We start from the raw sequence: 25759 nt of genomic DNA, 5'->3' as shown, positions 1-25759 counted from the left end.
ATGTCCTCGATACGTGGTTCAGTTCGGCCCTCTGGCCGTTCTCGACAATGGGCTGGCCGGAAAAAACGGAAGATATCCAACAATTTTTCCCAACGAGCGTCATGGTTACGGGCTATGACATCATTTTCTTCTGGGTAGCCCGCATGATGTTCATGACCTGCGAATTCATGAAAGAAATCCCCTTCCACGACGTCTTCATCCATGGCCTCGTCCGGGACAGCCAGGGCCGCAAGATGAGCAAATCACTGGGAAACGGTATCGATCCTCTGGGCGTCTGCGAACAGTATGGCGCGGATGCACTGCGTTTTACTCTGGTAACGGGCAATACGCCGGGTAATGATATGCGCTTCTATATGGAACGGGTCGAAGCCAACCGGAATTTTGCCAATAAAATCTGGAATGCATCCAAATTCGTCATCATGAATCTGAAAGATTATGACCCCGGTTTCAAGCCGTCTGCTGATGATCTTACCTTAGCTGACCGCTGGATTCTCACCTCTTTCAACGATACGGTCAGCCAGGTTACGGCTAATCTCGATAAATTCGAACTCGGCGACGCCGCTGACGAAGTGTATGATTTCATCTGGAATTCCTATTGTGACTGGTATATTGAACTGGCTAAACAGCGCCTGTATAAATCGGATGACCAGCGCAGCAAGCAGACTGTACAGTACGTACTGGTCTATGTCCTGACGCACACACTGGAAATGCTCCATCCGTTCATGCCTTTTGTGACAGAACATCTCTGGCAGCATCTGCCCCACGAAGGGGAAAGCATCATCGTGGCACCGTGGCCACAGCCCAGAGCCGACCTGGAATTTACTGCCGATGCCGCCATTATGAACGTCATTATGGAAGCCATCAAGGGCATCCGCAATATGCGTGCCGAATCCAACGTGCCGATGGGCAAAAAAGCTCCGGTCATCATGGTACCGTCCGATGAAGGCATGGCTCAGACACTGCGCAAGTATGAATCGTATTTCCATACACTGGCCTTTGCCGATAAGGTGACATTGCTGGCTCCTGATGCGGCCAAACCGGAAAATGCCGTTGTAACCGTCGTACCGGGTATTGAAGTCTATCTGCAGCTGAAAGACCTTATCGATGTAGAAAAAGAAACGGCCCGTGTCAAGAAAGAACAGGACAAACTCCAGAAGGAAATCGACCGCCTTTCGAAAAAACTGTCTAATCCGGGATTCCTCGGCAAAGCACCGGCTGCTGTCGTAGAAAAAGAAAAAGCCAAACTGGCTGATTATACGGACAAGATGGCCTCCCTTACCAAACGTATGGAAGATCTGGCTAAATTATAAGAGGCGCTCATGACCTACGAAGAAGCAATTGATTATATCCAGCATGCCAGCGTGTTTGGTGTACAATTGGGCCTGGGCCGGATTCAGGAACTCCTGAACCGGCTGGGCAATCCCCAGAAAAAATATAAGACGATTCATGTTACTGGAACCAATGGCAAAGGGTCTGTAACGGCCATGATAGCCAGTGCTCTTTGTGAAGCTGGTTTCCGGACTGGCCGGTACACGTCGCCCCATCTGGAAGAATACACCGAACGGATACATATTAACGGCGATGATATTTCCCGTGCTGACTTTGCCACTGCTGTCGCTGCCGTCCGGGAGAAAGTCGAAGCCATGGCAGCAGAAGGGCTGGAACGTCCGACGGAGTTTGAAATGATTACGGCCGCCGCTTTCTGGCATTTTGCCAAAGCCGGTGTCGAATATGCCGTCATCGAGGTCGGGCTCGGCGGCCTTCTCGATTCGACCAATGTCATCATACCGGAAGTCTCGGTCATCACCAATGTGGCCATGGACCACATGAAATACTGTGGCAATACGATAGAAGAGATTGCCACACAGAAAGCGGGCATTATAAAAGAGGGCGTCCCTGTCGTCACGACGGCGGAAGAACCGGCCCTTTCGGTCATTGCCCGTACGGCCTATCACAAACACAGCCGGCTCTATGCCTATAAGCATAGTTTCGATGTCATTGGCAATGCCGGTCCGGAAGATCCGGCAGCCGGGCAGATGGTGACAGTACGGGAACCCTATGGCTTTGCCATCACGACGACACTGCCTCTGTTAGGGAAACACCAGCGTGTGAATTGCGGAGCGGCCGCCATGACGCTGCTGCTCCTGGCCCGTCACGAAAAGAGACTGACCCGTACGGCTATTGAACAGGGCCTTCACCATGTGAAATGGCCCGGGCGGTTCCAGGTCCTGCGGGCCGGAGAAACAGACGTTGTTATCGATGGAGCTCATAACCCGGCCGGTATCGATACGTTCTGTCAGACTTACAGTGATGTATTTGGGGACAGAAAGCGGGTATTTCTCTTTTCGGTCCTTGCCGATAAAGATTATACCCAGATGGTGCATGAACTGTTCCATGACGATGATTATGTCGTCTGCGCACCAGCACCGACACCGCGTACGTCTGATCCGGAAGAAATGGCAAAAATCCTGCCATGCCGGGCCGACTGGGCGGACAGCATTGTCCACGGATTGGATAAGGCCTTTGCTGCCGTGCAGGAAGGACAGGTACTCTGCATAGTGGGCTCCCTCTACATACAGGGAGAAGTCCGGCAATACCTGCGCAACACATATCACATAGACGTGTAAGTTCATACGATATGACAAAAGATACAATCCGGACATTGCATGGGAAAAAACGTATAGAAGAATAGCATATCAGGAATTTTCAAAAGGATTGTCTGTATTTTTCGGACAGTCCTTTTTTTTGGGAAATATCTGCTTTTGGACAAATAAATGTATGCATTATGAACTCCCGTACTAACAGGCTGTATCGCACTCCTGGAGTATGATATAATGAGATATATAAATGCGATTTCTTTCATAGATTTCGCATGACTGGAGAGATGTGATTCATGGTTTTTCGTTTTCATAGATATGGCCGCTGTAATGAAATCATAAAGGGGATAGCCAGTGCCGTCGTATATTTGTTGTGTTATGGTGTCTGCCAGTGGATGGTTCCGGATTTATCACCGTACCGGTTTTATGACAGTGCTGCTATCTGTGCCCTCCTCGTGGCAGGGAATCTGACAGCATGGCAGTATGACAAAAAATGGGTACGGACGATGATACTCTATAATGGGATTGTATTGTCAGCCGCTTTTATTCCACTATTGTCTGGTCAGCGGATCCTGCATGAAGAGATTGCTCATGCTTTTGTCATGGGAACTGCAGCATTTCTCACTATTTTTTCTTTGCGAATCATGGCCGGGCAGTTGCGGTTTTCCCACTTGCGGCGTTTCTGCCTGGGTACGGTATATTTGCTAGGTGCTGTTTTTCTGCTCATACCACTCTTATTCTGGGGATACTACGTAGTCAGTGGACGTGTGTTGTCGTCGGCGATTGTCCTTACTTTGTTTCAGACCAACGGCAGCGAAGCTATGTCTTATTTAAAAGACCAGAATATATTCCTATGGTGTGTGACGGGTACGATGCTGCTGTCGGTAGTTTCTGCCATGATGTATATACTGCACGATGCTGGCAGAAAGCAGAGCCGGTATCCACTCTGGGGACAACTATTGCTGGTCCTGGTTACACTGGCGGCAGGCTTCTGCGTTATGGAGCAGTCATCCAGTTATCTGCCCGTGCGGATTATGGATGAAACGGAAAATGTGTTGCAGGAATATCAGAAGTATGGACAGGCAAAAGCAGTGCGGCAGGAAAGATTGCAATCGCTGCAGAATCTGAGGATTTCATCGTCAGGCGGCATATTCGTGCTGGTCATTGGTGAATCGGAAAACCGGGACCACATGCAGGCCTATGGATATGACCGGCCGGATACGCCCTGGTTATTACAACAGACTGAAAAAACGAATACCATACTGTTTACTCATGCCTACTCGAATCATAGCCTTACTGTACCTGTCCTGACCTATGCCCTGAGTGAGAAAAACCAGTATAATAATATTTCCCTGGAAGATGCCTGTTCCCTTATGGAAGTAGCCAAAGCAGCCGGGTATGATACGGTTTGGCTGAGCAATCAGAGACATTACGGTGCCTGGGATACACCAGTTGCCGAAATTGCCAGCACGGCTGATTATCAGGTGTGGCTCAATGAGCGGAACGGGACGGAAGATTGCCGGACGAACTATTTTGATGAGGTACTGGCCGATACGATCCCAAATCTGGAGGACTCTTCCAATGCCCTGATTGTCATTCATCTCATGGGCTGTCATGGATCATATGGGGACAGGTATCCGACGAAGTGGAATGTTTTTCATGGAGAGAATGAACGTATCGATCAGTATGACAATGCCGTGGGTTATACGGATTATGTCTTGCAGAAAATCTATGACCGGATTAAGGCGGAGCCCCGGTTTAAGGGACTCGTATATGTTTCTGACCATGGAGAAGAAGTGGATCTGGGGTATTTTCACGAAGCGACAAAATTCACCTATGCTATGAGTCACATTCCCTTTGTCATGATTTTCAGTGATACATTTATCCAGGAATATCCGAAAATAGTTGATACGCTGCGGAATCATCGGGATGCTTATTGGACGAATGATTTGCTGTACGATGTCATGACCAGCCTCATGGGCATTGACGGAGTATCTACTGTAATGCCCGATCTGGACCTGACGTCTGATGGGTATTCTCTTGATAGAGGAACCATACGGACACTTCATGGCACGAAAAAAATAGAAGAGTGAATGCCGATGGATTTCATCAGCAGCAAACCTGTGAAATTTCGATAAAGGAGGAAAAAATGATGCTGATTCAACAGATTTATACCATATCTTTCAGCCCGACGGGCAAGACCAGGCAGGTAGCCCGGTACTGTGCCGCCCGTCTGGCAGAATTGCTTTCCGTACCACTTCATGAAATCTCTCTCGATTTACCGGAAGAACGGAAAACGGCATATACCTTTGGCCCTCATGATCTGGTCATCGCAGCAGGTCCGACCTATGCGGGAAAGCTGCCCAATAAAATACTGCCAGCTTATACAGAAAACTTTCACGGGCAGGGGACGCGGGCCGTGGCGCTCGTGACCTTTGGCAACCGGTCTTTTGACAATTCCCTGGCGGAGTTGTGTAACCTGTTGCAGAAGAATAATTTTTGTCCTATATCTGCTGGGGCTTTTGTTGCGACCCATGCCTTTTCAGACCGGCTGGCTCCCGGACGACCCGATGAACGGGATCTGGCTGATGTCCGGCAGCTGGCTGACAGGACGGCCGAAAAAATCCGGGACAGGATGGATATGCCAGACGTGGTATCTGTAGATGGCGATGCAGCAGCCCCGTACTATATTCCAAAGGGAATTGATGGAAAACCGGCGAAATTTCTTAAAGCCCGTCCAAAAACCCGGGAAGACCGGTGTGTTCAATGCGGAATCTGTGCCAGAAACTGTCCTATGGGAGCTATATCACGGGAGAATCCATCTGTCATCACGGGCACATGCATCAAATGCCAGCGATGTATCCGGCATTGTCCTCATGAAGCAAAATATTTCGATGATCCAGCCTTTTTGTCTCATGTCGCCATGCTGGAACAACAGTACACGGCTAAAAAAGTGAATGTAATGTATTGGTAAGTGGCCTCGTTCTGCAAAAAAATATGGTATTTGAGACTTGTAAATTATTTTTCCTATGATATACTATTGTGTACACAGCAATGTGTATACCTTTACGGGGATGTAAAGGTTTCGACGTGGATGGTTGTATCATGAATAGCGAGCCGGGGTGTCATCTGCCCGTAAATCGGTGAAAACGTTAAATTAAACGCTAAAGAAGAAAACTTTGCTTTAGCTGCCTAAGCGCAGCTAACGTCCCTTTCTGCTAATCCTGCGGGCAGGGATGGGACGTCACTTAGCGGGATACCTTTCAGCTCTGCCTGGTGGCTGGAACGGGAAACTCACAGGCTGGAGTCAGTCTAGTTTGTCCTTGTACGACAACTGCTCGAGATAACTAACAAGGTCTGCGCTCGGAGAAGTTCATGGGGCGGCATTTACGGACAGGAGTTCGACTCTCCTCATCTCCACCAGATAAAGAAGTGCTGTTGCACACGTATTGTGCGGCAGCACCTTTTTTCATTTCCGATAATAGGGATGCCGTCGTACAGAGAAATGTGTTATAATAAAAAAGACCATTTTGGTACTCTTTTAGGACAGGGATGATAGCAATGAAAGAATTACCACTGTTTAAAGTTGGCAATTACTATGGATATAATCAGGAACTCTTCACTGACCACTGGATGAATATTGGCGGCTGCGGGGCCGTGACGGCCTGTGATGTCAGTATTTATCTGGACCTCAATCAGGGGTTCAGCCGTTTGTATCCGTATGACATTCATCATCTGACGGCTCAGGATTATATTAATTTTTCACAGATTATGAAACCATTCTTGCGTCCGCGACAGAATGGTATTGATACGCTGGAATTGTGGATACAGGGATACAGCAACTATCTGCGGTCCGTCGGTGAACAACGTATCACCATGCATGGTTTGTACAGTGACTGCCCGCTGAAAGAGCTGGAAAGCGCTGTAAAATGGGAAATAGATCATAATCTTCCTGTCCCCTATCTCAATTTAAAACATGCCAATCCGGATCTGGCCGCCTATGTCTGGCACTGGTTCTGGCTGGCGGGGTATGTCCAGTACGAAGATGCGTTCCTGGTCAAACTCGTAACTTATGGAAGCTTCCGCTGGTTTTCCCTGGAAGAGTTGTGGAACAGCGGCTATAAGCGTAAAGGCGGCGTCATCCTTCTGGATGTAACAAAAAAGGGAAGGGAAGAATAAGTCATGTTGTATGTGATTAAATGGCTGTATATGTGGATTCTGCCTTTAGGCGGCGTATTTCTTGCCTTGTTTGCCATTCTTATATATATGTTCCGCAAGCGTGCTGCCGGCCGCTGGGCTCTGCTCGTAACCGTGCTCTGTTTTTATGGTCTTTCCATCCAGCCCGTCAGCCATCTGTTTGTTCATCCTCTGGAAACACGGTATGAACAGCCGTCCCTGGATCAGCTCGACGGGGATGTCATTATCCTGTTGGGAGGAGGTTCCCTGGCTGGCGTGCCTGATTTTGACGGAACGGGCCAGCTGGGCCTTGCAGCGTCCCATCGGTTTCTGACAGCCGTGCGCATCCAGAAGGCGCTGCACATTCCCATTCTCCTTTCCGGTGGCGTCGTGTTTGCCGGTGATGCCAACGAAGCTGCTATTGAAAAACGGATGCTGCTGTCTCTGGAAGTAGAGGAGAAGGACATCATCAGTGATGAAAAAAGCCGCAACACGGCAGAAAACGCCCGGTTCGCCAGAGAGCTATGTGATGCTCATGGCTGGCATCATCCTATCGTCGTGACCAGTGGCTTCCATATGGCGCGGGCCATCGGATTTTTCACCCGTGAAGGCATGAATGTTACCCCTTATCCCTGTGATTACCGCACGACAGATACATACCGCCTATCGTTATTTTCCTTTATTCCCCAGTCCATCGTCCTTTTCGACTCATGTCTGGCCATCAAAGAATATGCTGGGATGATGGCAGCAAAAGCAGGCTTGCAGTAGCAGGTCTGTTTTTTTACCGTAAAAGTGGGACATAAAACGACCATGGCATTGCGTTATTGTTCCCAATGTGGCATAATGACATTGTAAGAACAAAGAAGTTACAAACATCCATTAGCGATGTGCCTATAGTTTAAAAAAGGAGTGTATTCTCATGATTAATGTTGGCATTAACGGGTTTGGCCGTATCGGACGTCTGGTTTTTCGTGCTTCCATGAAGCGGGATGACATCAATATTGTAGCAATTAATGATCTCTGTGATGTAGATTACATGGCATATCTTTTGAAATACGATACCATGCATGGCCGCTTTCATGGCAAAGTAGAAGCGGATGTAGAAAAGAATGAACTCATTGTCAATGGCAAGCATATCCGCGTTACCCAGGAAAAAGACCCGGCTAATCTGAAATGGGACGAAGTCGGTGCCGAATATGTCGTCGAATCGACGGGACGGTTCCTGACTCCGGAACTGGCAGAAAAGCATTTACAGGCCGGTGCCAAATACGTCGTCCTTTCAGCTCCTTCCAAAAAAGGCAAAGATGGCAAACAGGCAGATATGTTCGTCTGTGGTGTCAATACGGATCAGTACGCCGGCCAGAAAATCGTTTCCAATGCTTCCTGCACGACGAACTGCCTGGCACCGCTGGCCAAAGTCATCAATGATGCCTACGGCATCGAATCGGGCCTGATGACGACTGTTCATTCCGTCACAGCTACACAGGAACCGGTCGATGGACCGTCTGCCAAAGACTGGCGCGGCGGCCGTGCTGCAACAGGGAATATCATCCCTTCCACGACGGGTGCTGCCAAAGCTGTTGGCAAGGTCATTCCCGAACTGGATGGCAAACTGACCGGCATGTCCATGCGTGTACCGACTCTGGACGTTTCTGTCGTAGACCTTACGGTCAACCTGAAGAAACCGGCAACGTATGACGAAATCTGCGCTACCGTTAAGAAAGCAGCAGAAGGCGAACTCAAAGGTATCCTCGGTTATACCGATGAACCGCTTGTATCGTCGGACTTCCTCGGCTGCCCGCTCACTTCCATTTTTGATGCTCAGGCCGGCATTGCTCTGACAGACAAATTTGTCAAACTCGTTTCCTGGTACGATAACGAAATTGGTTATTCTAATAAAGTACTGGATCTGATTCAGATCATGAATGCCTATAACAGCAAACACTGAGACAATCATACCGGATAGATGCCTGCCACGGCTGGAAAGGCAGCGAAGTACATATTATAATGAGGGCAGGGATTCATTCCCTGCCCTTTTTAATTTATAGTAAGGAGATATTCTGTATGACACAAAAACACACAGTAATGCTGATCATCATGGACGGGTTCGGATGCCGTGATGAAAAAAAAGATAACGCCGTGGCCATGGCTGATTTAAAGGTGCTGCCGCGCTTGTGGCATGACTATCCCCATTCTCACCTGGAAGCGTCTGGCGAAGCCGTAGGACTTCCGGCAGGCCAGATTGGAAATTCCGAAGTGGGACATCTCAATATCGGAGCCGGCCGGGTCGTCTATCAGGCACTGACGAAAATTACAAACGATATTAAAACGGGTGCTTTCTTCAAAAAAGAAGCACTGGTGGGAGCCATGGAAAATGCCCGGGATCGTCATTCAGCTCTTCACCTCATGGGCCTCGTGTCGCCCGGAGGCGTACATAGCAGTGAAAAACACCTCTTCGGCCTGCTGGAAATGGCCCGCCAATACGGTCTGAAAAAGGTTTTTATCCATGCTTTCCTGGATGGCCGCGATGTCCTTCCCCGCAGTGCCGGCCCGTTTCTCCAGGAACTGGAAGACGAATGCCACCGTCTTGGTACGGGAACCATCGCGACAATCAGCGGCCGTTATTATGCTATGGACCGGGATAAACGGTGGGACCGCATTGAAAAAGCGTACAGGGCCATTGCCTTCGGCGAAGGTGTCGAAGCAGCCGATGTCCGGTCCTGCCTGCGCGATTCTTATGCAGCGGATGTTTCCGATGAATTCGTCGTACCGTCCGTCCTCTGCCATCAGCCCGTTGCCGATGGAGACAGTGTCATATTCTTTAATTTCCGTCCCGACCGGGCACGGCAGCTGACAGAAGCCTTTGTAGCTCCTGATTTCAAGGGGTTTGACCGGCCAGAAAAACGGGATATCTACTTTACGACTATGACCCGTTATGAAGACGGCCTGCCTGTTCACATTGCCTACGATAAGGAAACCATCGTCAATACACTGGGCGAAGTGCTGGCCAAAGCAGGGAAGAAACAGTTGCGCATCGCTGAAACGGAAAAATATGCTCATGTGACCTATTTCTTCAACGGAGGCAATGAAACGCCGAATGCCGGTGAAGACCGGATCCTCGTTCCATCTCCTAAAGTTGCTACGTATGATCTGAAGCCAGAAATGAGTGCCCCTGTCGTGACGGATAAGGTCATCGAACAAATCCAGTCGGGGACATATGACATGATCATGCTGAACTTTGCCAATGCCGATATGGTAGGACATACGGGTGTCATTCCGGCGGCCATCAAAGCCGTTGAAACAGTCGATACCTGTGTCGGCCGTATTGTAGAAGTACTGCAGCAGGCTGGTGGCGAAGTACTGATCATTGCCGATCATGGCAATGCCGAACAGATGGCAGATCCTGTGACCGGTTCGCCCTATACGGCACATACGACAAATAAAGTTCCCTGCATTTTAGTCAGCCGCTGCCATCAGCATGATGTTCTGAATGATGGCAAACTGGCCGACGTCGCGCCGACGCTGCTCCATCTTGCCGGACTGCCGGTGCCACCGGAAATGACTGGTAACAATCTGCTTCACTCATAAAATAGCTCATAAAACATAAAATAGTATATACAAAATGGATAAAATAATATTCTAAATACGAAAAACTTACTTATATAGTGCCTATATAGTGCACTGCTTCCTCCTCACACAACCATAACAGGAAAAAATAATTTACAAATTATGGATTGTAGTATACACTATAGCTGTAGAACTTAAAAGAGGTGTAGTCTGTCCGAATATCCGACGGTCAGGCATAGCTACCTGGATTATGTGTAAGGAGGAAGCATAATGACAGTAAAAATAGGTATCAGTGGCTTTGGCAGAATTGGCCGGTGCACACTCCGCACGTCCCTGCTGCAGCCGGAAATCGAAATCGCGGCTATCAATAACCGTTCCGTTGGCCCTATCATGGCGGATTTATTAAAATTCGATACCGTGCATGGTACGTGGAACCACGATGTATCATACGATGAAGGAACGAGTGAACTGATTATTGACGGGCGCCGCATTCCCGTGACCAATCATACGGATCCGGCTGATATTCCCTGGAAAAAACTGGGTGTAGATGTAGTAGTCGAATCGACAGGTAAATTCAAAGACCGCGAATCGGCATCCAAACATCTGGCAGGCGGTGCCAAACGCGTCATCATTACGGCGCCGGGCAAAAATCCTGATACGACCATCGTCATGGGTGTCAATGAAGAAACGTACGATCCGGAAAAACACCGTATTATTTCGAACGGTTCGTGTACGACGAACTGCCTGGCTCCTGTAGCCAAAGTGCTGTCCCGCGAATTCGGTATCGTCCGTGGTATGATGACGACGGTTCATGCCTATACGAACGATCAGCTTCTCGTCGATGGCGTACATAAAGATATGCGCCGTGCCCGCTGCGCTACCCAGTCTATTATTCCGACTTCTACCGGTGCAGCCAAGGCCGTTGCCCTGGTCCTGCCTGAATTGAAAGGCAAGTTTACCGGTATGGCTCTGCGCGTCCCGACACCGAACGTTTCGATGACCGACCTCGTAGCTATCCTGCAGAAAAAAGTAACCGTAGAAGAAGTGAACGGTGCCCTGAAAAAATGGGCGGAAGGCCCGCTGAAAGGCATACTGGCCTATTCAGAAGACGCTACCGTTTCTTCCGATTATATCAGCGATCCCCATAGCTCCATAGTCGATTCGCTAGATACACAGATTGTCGAAGGCGACATGATTAAAGTTGTTGCCTGGTATGATAATGAATGGGGATATTCTCTCCGCGTCAATGACCTGGCGGCCTATATGGCAACGAAAGGTATTTAAAGACTATCATGACAGGCAGCAAAAGGGAGGAAAAGATGAAAGAAAAGACTCTCAATGTCTTTCGCAAAATAGCCCCCGATGTAATGGGGACCATCAAAGAAAGATATTTGCTGCTCCGTCATATTTCTGATGCGGAACCCGTCGGGCGCCGGTCTCTGGCCGCCTTGTCGGGATTATCTGAACGAGTAGTACGGGCACATGTGGATGTGCTGCGGCGAAGTGGCCTCGTGCGTTTTACGACCATGGGGATTGCCCTTGAGCCGGAAGGACGCAGACTCATGCCGGATTTACTGGAATGTTTCCTGCGCCTGAATAATGTCGATGATATGCAGCGCCGGCTCTGTCAGCACCTGCAGTTGAAAGAAGTATATATCGTACCGGGCGATTGTGATACCGATAAAGCGGCCTGTGAAGAAATGGGGCGTCAGGCAGCCCTGCTCCTGAATGACCTGCTCACGCGGGGGGCAATCGTCGCAATCAGTGGCGGTTCGACCATGGCCGAAGTAGCACGCTGCCTGCCAGAAAGCACGGCGGGACCGGTCATTGTGCCGGCCCGGGGCGGCATTGGCAATCACGTCGAATTCCAGGCCAATTATATTGCCGCCAACGTAGCGGTCAAGACGCATGGTACGTACCGGATGGTCCATATACCGGACGGGCTGAGCCAGTCGGCTTTGCACCTCATGCTTGATGCGGATGAACAGGCGAGGGAAAATGTAGCTCTGGCACAAAAGGCCCAGATTGTCCTGTTCGGCATAGGCCGGGCCGATACGATGGCAAAACGGCGCGGCCTGACAACGGTAGAAACGCATGCGTTGAAGGAGCTCATGGCCTGTGGCGAGTCCCTGGGCTGCTATTGCAGTCTCGATGGTCATGTCGTCCACGTGACGAGCAATGCCGGTATTTCTTTAAAAGACATAAAAAAACATCCACATGTTATAGCTGTCGCAGGCGGAACCAGCAAGGCTGAAGCTATCCTTGCGGTGATGCGTGCCTGCCGTACAGGAATCCTCGTTACAGATGAAGGAGCCGCAGAACAAATCCTGAAGATGATATGATAATGAGGAAAGGGTGTATAGCATGGTAAAAGTAGGTATTAATGGATTTGGGCGTATTGGCAGAAGTTTTTTTAAGATTGCCCAGCGCTATCAGGATGAAATCGAAATCGTCGGCATCAATGATATCGGTTCTCCGAAACAGATGGCCCATCTTCTGAAATATGACAGCATCTATGGCACATTGAAAAATAACGTGACCTATGATACGGGCCACATCATCGTTGATGGGAAAGCCTATCCGCTGTTTCAGCAGAAAGATGTGAAAGATGTCGATTGGGATGCTCTCGGTGCCCAGATTATCATCGAATCATCGGGCAAATATGCCGGCCGCCGCACGGCGAGTTCCCAGAGTCGTCTTCCCCTGGGAGGCAGCGTAAAAAAAGTCATCATTACGGCACCATCCACCATCGATGACATTACGATTGTCCTTGGCGTCAATGAAGATAAATACAATCCCAAGAAGCACCACGTCATTTCCGGCGCTTCTATGACAACCTGCGGTCTGGCTGCTATCCTGAAACTGATGAATGATACGTATGGTGTCAGACGCGGTATGACCACATCCATCCATTCCTACACGACGGACCAGAAAATACTCGACGTATCCCATAAAGATTTCCGCCGCGCCCGGGCAGCGGGCATGTCGATCATTCCGACGACGACAGGGGCTGCCGAAGCCATTACCAAAGTCCTGCCGGAATTCGAAGGCAAACTGAGCTGCCGGGCAGTCCGCGTACCGACACCGGATGTCTCCATTGTGGATATTGTACTGGAATTAGAAGATAAAAACGTTACCCTGGAAGATTTGAACAGCACCTTCAAAAAAGCCGCTGCTTGGAAATACAGAGGCATCATCGATACTAACGAAGATGAACTCGTTTCGGTTGATTACCGCGGCAATGAAAATACGACGACCATCGATATTCCCCTGAATATGGTCATGGACGGAGGCATGGTGAAAATTGTCTCCTGGTATGATAATGAATGGGGATATGCCCGCCGCGTCGTCGAACTGGTGAAATACCTCACATCCCAGGGTCTCGACTGACGAGAGGAGAGACTACTATGAAAAAAATAATTACTGATGTAGATGTAGATAAGAAAAAAGTATTTGTCCGCGCTGATTTCAACGTGCCACTTGATGAAAATGGCGTTATCACCGACGATACACGGATCCAGAAAACATTGCCGACAATCCGCTATCTCCTCGACCATCAGGCTGCGGTCATCCTGGCCAGCCATCTGGGCCGGCCAAAGGGAAAGGCCGTTGCAAAATATTCCTTAAAACCGGTGGCAGCCCGCCTGTCGGAACTGCTGGGGATTCCCGTGCAGATGGCACCGGACTGCATCGGAGCCGAAACGGAAACTATGGCCGGGGCACTGCAGCCGGGCCAGGTCCTGCTCCTGGAAAACCTGCGCTTCCACGGGGAAGAGGAAAAGAATGATCCGGAATTCTCCCGCAAGCTGGCTTCTCTCGCCGATGTAGGCATCAACGACGCCTTTGGATGCTGCCACCGCGCTCATGCATCCGTAGCCGGTATTGCCGCTTTTCTTCCTATGGCAGCCGGTTTCCTTCTGGAAAAAGAAATCCGCTTTATCGGTGGTGCCGTCGATCATCCGGCACACCCCTTCGCAGCAATCATTGGTGGTGCCAAAGTTTCCGATAAGATTGAAGTCATTTCCAATCTGCTGCCAAAAGTCGATGTCATGATTATTGGCGGCGGCATGGCCAATACCTTCCTGGCAGCCCAGGGGTATGGTATTGGAAAGTCTCTGGTAGAAGCCGATAAAATCGATTTGGCGAAGAAACTTATCGCCCAGGCAGCAGACGAAGGAAAGAAACTGCTGCTGCCCGTCGATGTGAACGTAGCGGAAACGTTCTCTAACGATGCGGCTCATAAAGTCGTACCGGCTGATGCCGTGCCGGAAGACTGGATGATCCTCGATATCGGTACAAAGTCACAGGAACTGTTTGCCCGTGAACTGGAACCGATGAAACTCATCGTCTGGAACGGTCCGATGGGAGTCTTTGAAATGGAAAACTTCGCAAAGGGCACAGAAGCTGTTGCCCGTGCAGTAGCTCATTCCCAGGCGGTTTCCATTGTCGGCGGCGGTGACTCCGTTTCGGCTGTAAATAAAACAGGCCTTGCTAATCAGATCAGCCATATCTCTACTGGCGGCGGCGCTTCCCTGGAATATCTGGAAGGCAAGAAGCTGCCCGGTATAGAATCGCTGAGTGATAAATAAATCTACTTATATCAGTCGCAAAGGAGTTTTCGAGATGAGAAAAACAATTATTGCAGGTAACTGGAAGATGAATCACACCGGAAAAGAAACGCGGGAAACCATCACGGCTCTCGTACAGGGACTTACTGGTGCGGAACAGGCAGATATTGTCATCGCCCCCGTATTTCCCTATTTGCCGATGGCTGTAGAACTGACAAAAGGAACGGCTGTACATGTCGCTGCCCAGAATATGCATTGGCTGGACAACGGCGCTTACACAGGCGAAGTATCGCCGGCTATGTTAAAAGATATCGGCGTCAGCCATGTCATCATCGGCCATTCGGAACGGCGGGAATACAACAATGAAACGGATGAAACGGTCAATCTGAAAGTTAAATCTGCACTAGCCCATGGACTCACGCCGATTCTCTGCTGTGGGGAAACGCTGGCCCAGCGTGAAGGCGGTATTATGCAGTCCTGGATAGAAGGTCAGATCGAAAACGCCCTGAAAGATATTGCGGCAGCTGATATAACGAAAGTGGTCATCGCCTACGAACCTATCTGGGCTATCGGGACGGGCAAAACGGCGACGGCTGCTCAGGCAGAAGAAGTATGCGACATTATCCGCAAAAAGCTGGCAGCTCTCTATGATGACACAGCTGCACAGGATGTATCCATTTTGTACGGCGGAAGCGTTAAAGGCAAAAATGCAGCAGAACTGACAGCCTGCCCCGACATTGATGGCGGACTGGTTGGCGGTGCCAGCCTGAAAGCCGGTGATTTCCTGGAAATCATCCATAAGGCTGTCATCAAATAATCCATAGGATATCAGTAAATGATATTGTAAATTTTATATATCATATTAAAGTCTCCATTTCCCCTTTTCTTTTTAGGCGATTGGAGACTTTTCTTTTTTGTAAATAATAAAGATAAGAAATACTGGTTTAAAATAATGCATCAGAAATTATGAAAAGTAAAACGATTATGTAGAATAAAAAAAGCGCATATGATATAATGCAAAGTAGGCCATTGTAAAATTTTGACGATAAATGCGTCATGTTTTTGTAAATTCTACGGCCGGTATGTACTTGTAAAAATGAGGAGATTGGACGACTATGGCATTCCATTTAAAGCCGAAAGAAGAGAAGTTTTTCACCTTGCTCGACGAACATGCCCGTATCAGCTATGAAGCAGCTGATCTGCTGCGTCAGGCCATGAACCGGGAAATCCCTACAGAAGACGCCATGCATCAGATTTTTGATCTGAAGACAAAGGCAAATGAACTGGTAGTCGAAACGATGAAACGGCTGCAAAAAACGTTTATTACCCCCATGGACCGGGAAGATATCCAGCAGCTAATAGACCAGCTGGATGCGACTGTAGACAGCATTAATGACATCATGGATAAAATGTGGATGTACAAGGTCGGCGAGGCTACGGAAGGAACTAAACAGATGACGGTCATTACGGCCAAAGCGATGAAGGAAATCCGCAAATCTATCGGATATATGAAGGATTTGAAAAAGAACTATCTCAAAGTAGAAGCACGCAGTAAAAAGGTGCTGAAACTGGAACAGGATTGTGATGACCTCTATCACGAAGAAATGGCAAAGCTGTTTGCCGAATGCAAAGATCCCATCGAAATTATCAAATGGAAAGAAATACTGCAGTCTGTCGAAGACGTGACAGATGACTGTGAAGATTTGGTTGTCACGTTCAGGAGGGTTGTATTGAAGTATGCCTGAGCATTGGTTAATCTGGGCAGTCGTATTGCTTGCCGTTCTTTTTGATTATGTCAATGGGTTTCATGACACGGCCAATGCCATTGCCACCAGTGTATCGACACGGGCAATCACGCCCCGTCATGCTATTATCATGGCGGCTACACTGAATTTTGCCGGCGCCATGATCAGTACCGGTGTCGCAAAGACCATTGGCGGTGATCTGGTCCTCAACCCATCCCAGATCAGTCTGGAAGTCATTGTAGCCGCTCTGATCGGTTCGATTATCTGGAATATAACGACTTGGTATTACCGTATCCCCAGCAGTTCCTCCCATTCTCTTGTCGGGGGCGTTATCGGTGCCGTCTCCATCAGCGTCGGACCGGCTGCCCTGGATATAACGGGGATCAGCAAAATCATCATGTCCCTGATTCTGTCGCCAATCGTGGCACTTGCAACGGGGTACTTTGTCATGATCGGGCTATTATGGATTTTCCGTAATTTTTCTCCTATTACCCTGAACCGGCAGTTCCGCAAAATGCAGCTCGTGTCGGCAAGCCTCATGGCTTTTTCCCACGGTTCGAACGATGCGCAGAAAGCTATGGGCATTATCGCCCTGGCGTTACTGTCCGGCGGTTACATTGAAACTATGGAAATTCCCATATGGGTAAAAATCGCCTGTGCCACATCGATGGCGCTGGGGACATCGGCCGGCGGTTGGCGCATCATTTCTACGATGGGAACGAAAATCTTCAAGATGGAATCCATCAATGGCTTTGCTGCAGATCTGAATTCGTCGATTGTCATCTTTACGGCGACTTTCCTGCACCTGCCGGTCAGTACGACTCACGTCGTATCCGGTTCTATCATGGGCATCGGTTCGGCTGAACGGGTCCGTGCCGTTCATTGGGGGGTAGCCCGCAGCATGCTTCTGGCCTGGGTCATTACGATTCCCATCAGTGCCAGTATTTCGGCTGTTATCTACCTGGGGCTGAGTCTGTTATAACTAAATACGGTATTATGGCTGTGCAATACGCTTGCGTATTTGCACAGCTTTTTGTATTATGTCAAAAAAATAGGGGATATTGTGTCAAAAAAACTATACGAATTTAGTGAATTATTGTATAATAATAAGCAAGGATAACGATGGGGCTGGTTAGTCATAGTCCCATCAGCAAGGAGGAATTTTGCTATGAGATTGAATCAGGCAACAGATTACGCGTTTCGTATGGTATTGTACCTGGCATCTTTGCCGGAAGGAACAAAAATAACGGGAGCTGCCCTGGCAGAAAAACAGAATATACCGGAACGCTTCTTGTTAAAAATCATGCGCAGTCTGACGGCTGCCAATATCATGAAATCATACCGGGGCGTAGAAGGAGGATTTGCCCTCCAGCGCGCACCGAAAGATATTACCCTTTTTGATATCATTGAAGCCGTAGAAGGACAGACGGAATTACAGCGCTGCCTTCATGACGTGGGATCGTGTTCTAAAGGATGCAGCGGCATGTGTTCCATTTACGCGGCCTTTGCCGGTATTCAGCGTAATCTGGCCAAACAATTGAAATCGTATAATTTTGAAGACCTGGCGAATCAGGAAAAGGCCATAAAGAACGCCGAAGAAGCTGCCAAAGCGGCTGCTGCCCCGGACGAAGACAAAGCAAAAGCGGAATGACTATATTGATATGGAGACTGGTGCTGAAGTACGATTATCTTCAGTGCCAGTTTTTATTTGCTTCAGGTCAGGGAAGAAGCTCTTTTCAGCGCCCCTGAAATATTGTACAATAAAAATACTGCATGAAATGTCTCATGTACGTACTGTCTTCAGATATTATATCAGGGAGTGTACTATGTATTTACCAATTCAGGGATTCATCAGCAGTTTCCGCCTGCTCGATGTTGTAGATATTCTGCTCGTCGCTTTCTTTTTATATAAAATGCTGATCCTGATCCGTAATACGCGGGCTGTGGCCCTTATCAAAGGCCTCATCGTCCTCGGTGCCGTTACGGTAATCAGCAGCAGCCGCTTTCTCAATCTTCACGTCATCAACTGGATGCTTCAACAGGGCATGATGGTCATCATGTTTGCCTTGCCTGTCGTATTCCAGCCGGAATTGCGCCGTGCCCTGGAGCAAATCGGCCGCGGCCGCCTCATCCGTTCCAGCCAGGTCGTCGATATGGAAGCACTGGAGCGGCTGCTCGATGAAATCGTAGCTGTTACGGAATCCATGTCCAAAACTCATACGGGGGCACTCATCGTCTTTGAACGGGATGTCGGCCTCAATGATTATATTGACACGGGCATTCAGATTGACGGTAAAGTGTCGCGGGAACTGCTGGGAAATATTTTTATTCCCAATACGCCGCTCCACGACGGAGCGGTTATCATCCGCGATGACCGCATCATGGCGGCGGGGTGTCTGCTGCCGCTTACCAGTGACCGTTCCCTTTCGACGGAATTGGGGACGCGCCACCGGGCCGCTATCGGTATCAGTGAACTGGCCGATGCTGTCGTCGTAGTAGTCAGTGAAGAAACGGGATCGATTTCTTACACATACGGCGGCCACATTTACCGTCATCTCGACGGCACGGCACTGCGCAACGTTCTTATGACATTCCTCAAACGGCAGCCTCAGGGGCTGGCCAACATATTGAAATGGAGGCCGATGAAATAATGATCAAGCTCAATCAAAAATGGCAGCTGCGCATCATCTGTCTCATTCTGGCCATTGTCCTCTGGTTTGTCATCATCAATGAACAAAACCCGACGAGCGAAGGCAGCTATACCGTACCGGTCACCGTAGAAAATCTCAATTCCCAGTATATTGCGGCCAATGTCCCCAAGACAGTCTACGTCCGCCTTTCCGGTCCGCGCAATACGATTATTAACGTTGGTGCATCGGATATCAAGGCCTATATCGACCTTTCCAACGCCCAGGAAGGTGAAATGGAAGTCCCGATACACGTACAGATTCCCAATGGGACGGAACTGAAGAAACAGGCACAGAATTCGGCAAAAATTTATATTGATGTCTATGCCGTACAGGAATTCAAACTGACGCCTCATCTCAACGGCAAGCTACCCGATAATGTAGCTATCAGCAGTCTGCGCATGGTGCCCGATACAGTCGTCGTCAGTGGAGCCCGCCGCCTTATTCAGCAGGTAGACCGGGCCATCATCGATATTCCGGTCGGTGATAAAAACCAGGACTTCTCGGTCATGGCACCGATTCATCTGGTCCATGCCGATGGATCTCCTATAGATGGGCTGGAAATGACGCCGTGGCAGAGCAAGGTCAATGTGAAACTGCTGACCGATGCCGTGACCAAACGGGTCCCGGTCTATGTGACGACGACGGGGGACCCGGCTGACGGGTATACCGTAAAGCGTGTCAGTCCCATTCCGGAAAGTGTAGAAATACGCGGACGGTCTGATGTCGTCGGTACCGTGTCAGGCATCAATCTGGCAGCAGTCAATGTCAGCGGTATCAGTGAAACGAAAGACTTTGAAATGTCTGCGCCATCCATTGATGGGGCCGTCTTTGCGCCGGATACGATTAAAGTCACCGTTGAAGTCGGCAAGGACGATTAAAGGAGAGAATCATTTTGCTCAGAGTACTAAATATACGGACCGCCGTTCCGATGGAAAAGCCGCTCCCGGTCCTGGCAGCGAAGAAATTACGCTGCCGTAAGGAAGACATACAGCGTCTGGTCATCGTACGGCGTTCCATAGATGCCCGCCGGAAACCGCACATCTACTTTGTGTTTACGGTCGATGTCACCCTGGCTGACGAAGCGCGGGTATGGAAACATTGCCACGACGCCAAAGACGTTCGAAAACTAGAGATCCGGCCTGAACCGCCGATTCATCCTGGAAACCGGAAACTGGCCCACCGGCCGGTCGTCGTCGGTACCGGTCCGTCTGGTCTGGCGGCAGCCCTGGAATTGGCCCGTCATGGATACCGGCCTGTAGTCTATGAACGAGGCTGCGATATCGATACGCGGACACGCCATGTAGAAGAGTTCTGGGACGGCGGCCCCTTCCGTCCCGAGTCGAATGTACAGTTCGGTGAAGGCGGAGCCGGCACTTTTTCAGACGGAAAACTGACGACGCGGGTCAATCACCCGTTGCTGCCCAGGATACTCCAGATGTTTGTCCAGGCCGGGGCACCGGAAGATATCCAGTATGCCTATAATCCTCACGTAGGTACGGATATCCTGCGACGCGTCGTAAAGAATATGCGCCAGACTATCGAACGCATGGGCGGGACCATTCATTTCAACAGCTGTGTGACTGATATCGGCAGAGACGATACGGGGCAGATTACTTCAGTTACCATCAATGGCACGGAGACGGTCCCGGCAGAGGTCGTCATCATGGGAATCGGGCACAGTGCCCGCGATACGTACCACATGTTGTACCAGCAGGGAATCCATATGGAACGGAAAGATTTCGCCGTAGGCGTACGCATCGAACATACCCAGGACTTGATTGATCATTCCCAGTATGGCTGCAGCGCAGCTGAGCTGGGACTGGATGCCGCCGATTATGCACTTGTATATCATGATAAACAAAGCGACCGGTCCTGCTATTCTTTCTGTATGTGTCCCGGCGGCGTCGTCGTAGCGGCCGCGTCAGAAGAAGGCGGTGTCGTGACCAATGGCATGAGCTTGTACAAACGGGATAGTGGTATTGCCAACAGCGCTCTCGTCGTCAATGTGACGGCCGATGACGTGGGCGGTTCGACGCCACTGGCGGGAATAGAATTCCAGCGTCGCTATGAAAAGCTGGCCTATGAAGCAGGCGGCAGGACATATAAGGCACCGGCACAAACGGTAGGATCGTTCCTGGGACGGGACGATACGGGGCAGATGCCGTCTGTCACGTCTTACCGGCCCGGCGTCGTCTGGACCAATCTGCGCCGCGTTCTGCCCGGCTTTGTGACTGATACGCTGGCAAAGGCCCTGCCATATTTTGGCCGGCGTATTCATGGCTTTGACGATCATAACGCCGTCATGACGGGCGTAGAGACCCGGACCAGCGCTCCCGTACGGATTGTCCGGGGAGAAGACCGTATGGCTGATGGCAGCAGCGGCCTCTATCCTGTCGGCGAAGGAGCCGGATATGCCGGAGGAATTATGAGTGCTTTTCTCGATGGTCTGGAAACGGCTATCGCAATTATAACTATATATCAACCGTTGGAGGGAAAATAAATGGCAAGATTGTTTGGAACTGATGGAGTACGAGGTATAGCAAATGATACATTGACGCCGGAACTGGCATATCATCTGGGACGGGCGGCTGCGTACGTACTGGGACAGGAAAAAGAACATCCCACATTCCTTATCGGCAGGGATACGCGTATTTCCGGAACGATGCTCGAAAGCATCCTGGCAGCAGGGATTACCTCGGCAGGGGGAAACTGCTATCTTGTCGGTGTGATTCCGACACCGGCCATTGCCTATCTGACACGGGTCCATCATCTCGACGCTGGCGTCATGATTTCGGCTTCCCATAATCCGTTTGAATACAATGGTATCAAATTCTTTGACCAGTACGGATATAAACTGCCCGATGAAACAGAAGACCGTATTGAAGAATACATGCTCAAAGATGAACGTTCCGGTATCCAGAGCCGTCCGACCGGCGCAGCTATCGGTACGATTTCTAACTGGACGAATCTGCAGGATGAATATGAAGATTTCATCGTCCAGTCTACCGATGTCGACCTGACAGGACTAAAAATCGTCCATGACGGGGCCAATGGATCGGCTTCCCAGCTCGGTCCGGATATCTTCCGCCGGCTCGGTGCGGAAGTCATCGCTATCCACCATGAACCCAATGGCATCAATATCAACGACCACTGCGGTTCTACCCATCTGGAAAGCCTTAAAGAAGCAGTCCTGCAGAACGGTGCCGATATCGGTATCGCCAATGACGGCGATGCCGACCGCTGCCTGGCTGTCGATGAAAAAGGACAGGAAATGGATGGCGACCAGATTATGCTCCTCTGCGCCCTGAAATTGAAAGAAGAAGGGCGGCTGAAACAGGATACGGTCGTCGGTACGGTCATGAGCAATATCGGTTTCCACAAGGCCCTGAAAGAAATGGGGTGCCAGAGCGTCATCACTGCCGTCGGGGACCGTTATGTCCTGGAACGGATGCGCAAAGATGGCTATTGCCTGGGAGGCGAACAATCGGGACATATTATTTTCCTCGATTATAATACGACGGGCGATGGCCTGTTGACGGCTGTGCAGCTGCTGTCTATCATGAAAACACGCCAGAAGCCTTTGTCTGAACTGGCAGGAATCATGACGAAATATCCGCAGATCCTGAAAAATGTCACCGTACAAACGAAATCGGGCTGGGAAAATAACAATCTCATCATGGCGGCTATCGCTGCCGGGGAAGAAGAACTGGGTGATGAAGGCCGGATCCTCGTGCGTCCGTCCGGAACGGAACCGCTTATCCGCGTTATGGCGGAAGGCCCGGATCTGGACCAGCTGCAGCGCATCGTAGACGATATCGCCCTCGTCGTAGAACATGAAATGGGACCGTCGAAATAAGCGCGGGTATTGACCAGAGTCATAGCTTATATTAAAATAAGGGAATGGAGTATACTACTTCATTCCTTTTTATTCGTTTAGGAATCCATTCGTAAAATGGATAGCGCTAGTGCCTGCGTGAGGAACAGGCAGACGAGGTAGAGAAGTATCGAAGATTCAGCGGATGTCTCTCGGTAGCTCCGGCCGTCATGTAATGAAAAAATCACACTGGTAACAGGGTGGACAAAATCATTGCAGGGAGCGCACAGGGGTAGTGTGCCTATTTTACGGCGCAGCCCCGGAAAACAGGAGGAAAAAATTATGTGTGGTATTGTTGGTTATGTTGGCGACCGCCAGGCGGCAGATTTTCTTTTGGAAGGCCTTGCTAAATTAGAGTACAGAGGCTATGATTCTGCTGGCATAGCTGTATATCATGATGGAAAAATAAAAGTACAGAAAAAAGTGGGCCGGCTGGTCAACCTGAAGAAAGTTGTCGAACAGGACCCCAATATCGGGACTATCGGCATTGGTCATACCCGCTGGGCTACCCATGGCGGCCCTTCTGATGTCAATTCTCATCCTCATATGAGCATGGACGGGAAATTTGCAGTCGTCCACAATGGCATCATTGAAAACTACATGACGTTGAAAGAAGAATTACTGGCCAAAGGCTATCAGTTCAAATCAGAAACGGATACAGAAGTCGTGGCTCACCTCTGCTCTGACATGTATGATGGTGACTTTGCCAGCACAGTCCGCCGGGTCCTGAAACGGCTCCGTGGCTCTTATTCCCTGGTCTTCATGAGTACATATCAGCCCGATACGATTATCTGTTGCAAAAAGGATAATCCGCTTATTGTGGGACTCGGCGACGGGGAGAATTATATTGCATCGGATATACCGGCTATTCTCAACTATACGCGCCGGACGTATATCATGAACGATGGCGAAGTCGCTATTGTCAAAAAAGACAGCGTCTGGGTAACGGATTTGGACGGGCAGCCTGTTTCCAAAAAAGTATTTGAGGTCAATTGGGATGCTGAAGCTGCTGAAAAAGGCGGCTTTGAGCATTTTATGATCAAAGAAATTTTTGAACAGCCCAAGGCTATCCGTGATACCCTGAGCTGCCGCGTGGCGGACGATGGCAAATCGGTTAAATTCGACGAACTCAACTGGTCGCCGGAAGATATCAACTCTATCGGAAAGATTATGATCACCGCCTGCGGTACGGCTTATCATGCCGGGCTGCTGGCTAAGTATTTCATTGAAAAACTGGCCCGCATTCCCGTCGAAGTAGACATTGCTTCAGAATACCGCTATCGCGATCCCCTGACAGATAGCAAGACGCTGTGCATTATCATCAGTCAGTCCGGGGAAACGATTGATACACTGGCGGCACTCAAAGAAGCAAAACGGCGGGGAGCCCGCTCTCTGGCTATTACCAATGTCGTCGGCTCGTCTATCTCCCGGGAAGCAGACCAGGTTGTTTATACCTGGGCAGGCCCGGAAATCGCTGTAGCATCGACAAAGGCCTATACGACACAGCTCGTAGCATTGCTGCTGCTGGCACTCTACATGGGTCGTCTCAACGGGCAGCTTAGCGCAGAAAAAGAAACAGAGATTCTTCAGGATCTGCAGAAGGTTCCGGAGCAGTGCCAGTATATCTTTGACCATGCCGATGATGTGAAACAGCTGGCAGAAAAATTCAAGAATAAAGAAGATGTCTTTTTCATCGGCCGCTCTATGGATTATGGCCTGGCCATGGAAGGGGCTTTAAAACTGAAAGAAATTTCCTACATCCATGCCGAAGCCTATGCCGGTGGTGAACTGAAACACGGTACCCTGGCCCTGATTGTTGACGGTGTCCCCGTCATAGCCCTGGCTACCCAGCGGGATGTAGAAGAAAAGATGATAAGCAATATCAAAGAAGTCAAGGCCCGCAATGCCCAGGTAGTAGGCGTCGTGCAGGATGATGACACGGAAGTGGCCAAGACGGTGGACTATATCATCAAAATCCCCAAATCGGATAATTTTGTCATGCCCGTCATGACGGTTATTCCCCTGCAGCTGCTGGCGTACTATGCAGCCGTAGTCAGAGGAAATGATGTAGACAAGCCGAGAAATCTGGCTAAGAGTGTTACTGTAGAATAAGAATCAGGTGTATAAAGCCGACAGGTGAATGAAAGAGCGTTCGCCTGCCGGCTTTTAAAAAAAAACTTGACAAGAGGGGAAGAGTGGGATATACTAAACAAGCTGTTGAGCGGACGGGAAGGTTTCCTTCCTCCTCTCAAAAGTATTTCAAAAAAGTGCTTGACAAACTCCTGTGAGTTTGTTAAGATATACAAGTCGCCGCGATGAGCGATGAACTTCCTTCATCTCAATCATGCGGCTGACAGATGACCTTTGAAAACTGAACAATGCAACATACGAATGAACGCCAGATAAGTAGAGAGCCATGTTTGAAGGAGCCGAAAGGCGACGCGCAAACATGAGCGAATCACTTATACCGAGATTAACTCGGTAGTGCGAGGTTCTAGAGATAGAACGTCAAAGAAAGAGTAACAAACCAACAATAGTAAGA

21 protein-coding genes and 1 other RNA gene are annotated in these 25759 nt (G+C 49.6%); all 22 read left to right on the top strand.

Translation table 11 applies throughout. The features are described 5' to 3' along the window. The coding region (locus B4H10_RS09205; protein ID WP_292018705.1) for a class I tRNA ligase family protein at positions 1–1310 on the top strand (1310 nt) is incomplete at its 5' end. A 9-nt stretch (positions 1311–1319) separates the two neighbouring features. Next, on the top strand, positions 1320–2627 hold the full coding sequence (locus B4H10_RS09200; protein WP_059075579.1) for a bifunctional folylpolyglutamate synthase/dihydrofolate synthase: 1308 nt from the start codon (positions 1320–1322) through the stop codon (positions 2625–2627). Between the two features lie 266 nt (positions 2628–2893). Further along, positions 2894–4690, top strand: coding sequence for a phosphoethanolamine transferase (locus tag B4H10_RS09195; protein WP_075581439.1), 1797 nt, complete (start codon positions 2894–2896; stop codon positions 4688–4690). 56 nt (positions 4691–4746) lie between these two features. After that, a complete protein-coding gene (locus B4H10_RS09190; protein WP_292017051.1) occupies positions 4747–5571 on the top strand; it encodes a 4Fe-4S binding protein in 825 nt (274 codons plus the stop codon). 96 nt (positions 5572–5667) lie between these two features. Next, positions 5668–6020: a transfer-messenger RNA gene (gene ssrA, locus B4H10_RS09185) on the top strand. A 138-nt stretch (positions 6021–6158) separates the two neighbouring features. Continuing rightward, a complete protein-coding gene (locus B4H10_RS09180; protein WP_075581437.1) occupies positions 6159–6776 on the top strand; it encodes a hypothetical protein in 618 nt (205 codons plus the stop codon). Positions 6777–6779: 3 nt separating this feature from the next. Beyond that, positions 6780–7541, top strand: a complete 762-nt coding sequence (locus B4H10_RS09175; protein ID WP_059075583.1) for a YdcF family protein — start codon at positions 6780–6782, stop codon at positions 7539–7541. A 151-nt stretch (positions 7542–7692) separates the two neighbouring features. Then, positions 7693–8721, top strand: a complete 1029-nt coding sequence (gap, locus tag B4H10_RS09170) for a type I glyceraldehyde-3-phosphate dehydrogenase (protein ID WP_059075584.1) — start codon at positions 7693–7695, stop codon at positions 8719–8721. A gap of 116 nt (positions 8722–8837) precedes the next feature. Continuing rightward, positions 8838–10361 carry a 2,3-bisphosphoglycerate-independent phosphoglycerate mutase gene (gpmI, locus tag B4H10_RS09165; RefSeq protein ID WP_113855086.1) on the top strand — a complete coding sequence of 508 codons (1524 nt, stop codon included), beginning with the start codon at positions 8838–8840 and terminating at the stop codon, positions 10359–10361. Positions 10362–10610: 249 nt separating this feature from the next. Next, complete coding sequence (gap, locus tag B4H10_RS09160; RefSeq protein WP_059075586.1) at positions 10611–11624, top strand: type I glyceraldehyde-3-phosphate dehydrogenase; 1014 nt, start codon at positions 10611–10613, stop codon at positions 11622–11624. Between the two features lie 35 nt (positions 11625–11659). Next, entirely contained in the window at positions 11660–12682 is a 1023-nt protein-coding gene (locus B4H10_RS09155) for a sugar-binding transcriptional regulator (RefSeq protein ID WP_059075587.1), read from the top strand. A gap of 22 nt (positions 12683–12704) precedes the next feature. Further along, on the top strand, positions 12705–13730 hold the full coding sequence (locus B4H10_RS09150) for a type I glyceraldehyde-3-phosphate dehydrogenase (protein WP_059075588.1): 1026 nt from the start codon (positions 12705–12707) through the stop codon (positions 13728–13730). 17 nt (positions 13731–13747) lie between these two features. After that, entirely contained in the window at positions 13748–14929 is a 1182-nt protein-coding gene (locus B4H10_RS09145) for a phosphoglycerate kinase (RefSeq protein WP_059075589.1), read from the top strand. A 34-nt stretch (positions 14930–14963) separates the two neighbouring features. Next, on the top strand, positions 14964–15725 hold the full coding sequence (tpiA, locus tag B4H10_RS09140; protein ID WP_059075590.1) for a triose-phosphate isomerase: 762 nt from the start codon (positions 14964–14966) through the stop codon (positions 15723–15725). Positions 15726–16023: 298 nt separating this feature from the next. Beyond that, on the top strand, positions 16024–16653 hold the full coding sequence (locus B4H10_RS09135) for a DUF47 domain-containing protein (protein WP_059075591.1): 630 nt from the start codon (positions 16024–16026) through the stop codon (positions 16651–16653). Beyond that, positions 16646–17635, top strand: coding sequence for an inorganic phosphate transporter (locus B4H10_RS09130; RefSeq protein WP_292018704.1), 990 nt, complete (start codon positions 16646–16648; stop codon positions 17633–17635). The genes B4H10_RS09135 and B4H10_RS09130 overlap by 8 nt, the downstream gene beginning before the upstream one ends. A gap of 186 nt (positions 17636–17821) precedes the next feature. Further along, positions 17822–18304, top strand: a complete 483-nt coding sequence (locus B4H10_RS09125) for an RrF2 family transcriptional regulator (protein ID WP_059075593.1) — start codon at positions 17822–17824, stop codon at positions 18302–18304. A 175-nt stretch (positions 18305–18479) separates the two neighbouring features. Next, positions 18480–19304, top strand: coding sequence for a diadenylate cyclase CdaA (gene cdaA, locus B4H10_RS09120; RefSeq protein WP_059075594.1), 825 nt, complete (start codon positions 18480–18482; stop codon positions 19302–19304). Continuing rightward, complete coding sequence (locus B4H10_RS09115) at positions 19304–20221, top strand: CdaR family protein (RefSeq protein ID WP_292018703.1); 918 nt, start codon at positions 19304–19306, stop codon at positions 20219–20221. Before cdaA ends, B4H10_RS09115 begins: the two co-directional genes overlap by 1 nt. A 14-nt stretch (positions 20222–20235) precedes the next feature. After that, complete coding sequence (locus tag B4H10_RS09110; RefSeq protein WP_292018702.1) at positions 20236–21843, top strand: NAD(P)/FAD-dependent oxidoreductase; 1608 nt, start codon at positions 20236–20238, stop codon at positions 21841–21843. After that, positions 21844–23199 (top strand): phosphoglucosamine mutase, encoded by a 1356-nt coding sequence (glmM, locus tag B4H10_RS09105; RefSeq protein WP_113855084.1) that lies wholly within the window; start codon positions 21844–21846, stop codon positions 23197–23199. Positions 23200–23499: 300 nt separating this feature from the next. Further along, complete coding sequence (glmS, locus tag B4H10_RS09100) at positions 23500–25329, top strand: glutamine--fructose-6-phosphate transaminase (isomerizing) (protein ID WP_292018701.1); 1830 nt, start codon at positions 23500–23502, stop codon at positions 25327–25329. The last annotated feature ends 430 nt before the right edge of the window (positions 25330–25759 follow it).

Source organism: Megasphaera sp. UBA4382 (genome assembly GCF_002391155.1).
Classification (GTDB): Bacteria; Bacillota; Negativicutes; order Veillonellales; family Megasphaeraceae; genus Megasphaera; species Megasphaera hexanoica.
Note: the sequence above shows the minus strand (reverse complement) of the source record. Positions and strands in the feature narration are given on the sequence as shown.

What these genes read in the sequence shown, in the direction of transcription:
- glmS (WP_292018701.1), top strand. Translation starts at nt 23,500, where the DNA reads ATGTGTGGTATTGTTGGTTATGTTGGCGACCGCCAGGCGGCAGATTTT.
- B4H10_RS09190 (WP_292017051.1), top strand. Translation starts at nt 4,747, where the DNA reads ATGATGCTGATTCAACAGATTTATACCATATCTTTCAGCCCGACGGGC.
- B4H10_RS09180 (WP_075581437.1), top strand. Translation starts at nt 6,159, where the DNA reads ATGAAAGAATTACCACTGTTTAAAGTTGGCAATTACTATGGATATAAT.
- B4H10_RS09175 (WP_059075583.1), top strand. Translation starts at nt 6,780, where the DNA reads ATGTTGTATGTGATTAAATGGCTGTATATGTGGATTCTGCCTTTAGGC.
- B4H10_RS09130 (WP_292018704.1), top strand. Translation starts at nt 16,646, where the DNA reads ATGCCTGAGCATTGGTTAATCTGGGCAGTCGTATTGCTTGCCGTTCTT.
- B4H10_RS09115 (WP_292018703.1), top strand. Translation starts at nt 19,304, where the DNA reads ATGATCAAGCTCAATCAAAAATGGCAGCTGCGCATCATCTGTCTCATT.
- B4H10_RS09135 (WP_059075591.1), top strand. Translation starts at nt 16,024, where the DNA reads ATGGCATTCCATTTAAAGCCGAAAGAAGAGAAGTTTTTCACCTTGCTC.
- B4H10_RS09125 (WP_059075593.1), top strand. Translation starts at nt 17,822, where the DNA reads ATGAGATTGAATCAGGCAACAGATTACGCGTTTCGTATGGTATTGTAC.
- B4H10_RS09195 (WP_075581439.1), top strand. Translation starts at nt 2,894, where the DNA reads ATGGTTTTTCGTTTTCATAGATATGGCCGCTGTAATGAAATCATAAAG.
- gap (WP_059075584.1), top strand. Translation starts at nt 7,693, where the DNA reads ATGATTAATGTTGGCATTAACGGGTTTGGCCGTATCGGACGTCTGGTT.
- gpmI (WP_113855086.1), top strand. Translation starts at nt 8,838, where the DNA reads ATGACACAAAAACACACAGTAATGCTGATCATCATGGACGGGTTCGGA.
- B4H10_RS09150 (WP_059075588.1), top strand. Translation starts at nt 12,705, where the DNA reads ATGGTAAAAGTAGGTATTAATGGATTTGGGCGTATTGGCAGAAGTTTT.
- B4H10_RS09200 (WP_059075579.1), top strand. Translation starts at nt 1,320, where the DNA reads ATGACCTACGAAGAAGCAATTGATTATATCCAGCATGCCAGCGTGTTT.
- gap (WP_059075586.1), top strand. Translation starts at nt 10,611, where the DNA reads ATGACAGTAAAAATAGGTATCAGTGGCTTTGGCAGAATTGGCCGGTGC.
- tpiA (WP_059075590.1), top strand. Translation starts at nt 14,964, where the DNA reads ATGAGAAAAACAATTATTGCAGGTAACTGGAAGATGAATCACACCGGA.
- B4H10_RS09155 (WP_059075587.1), top strand. Translation starts at nt 11,660, where the DNA reads ATGAAAGAAAAGACTCTCAATGTCTTTCGCAAAATAGCCCCCGATGTA.
- glmM (WP_113855084.1), top strand. Translation starts at nt 21,844, where the DNA reads ATGGCAAGATTGTTTGGAACTGATGGAGTACGAGGTATAGCAAATGAT.
- cdaA (WP_059075594.1), top strand. Translation starts at nt 18,480, where the DNA reads ATGTATTTACCAATTCAGGGATTCATCAGCAGTTTCCGCCTGCTCGAT.
- B4H10_RS09145 (WP_059075589.1), top strand. Translation starts at nt 13,748, where the DNA reads ATGAAAAAAATAATTACTGATGTAGATGTAGATAAGAAAAAAGTATTT.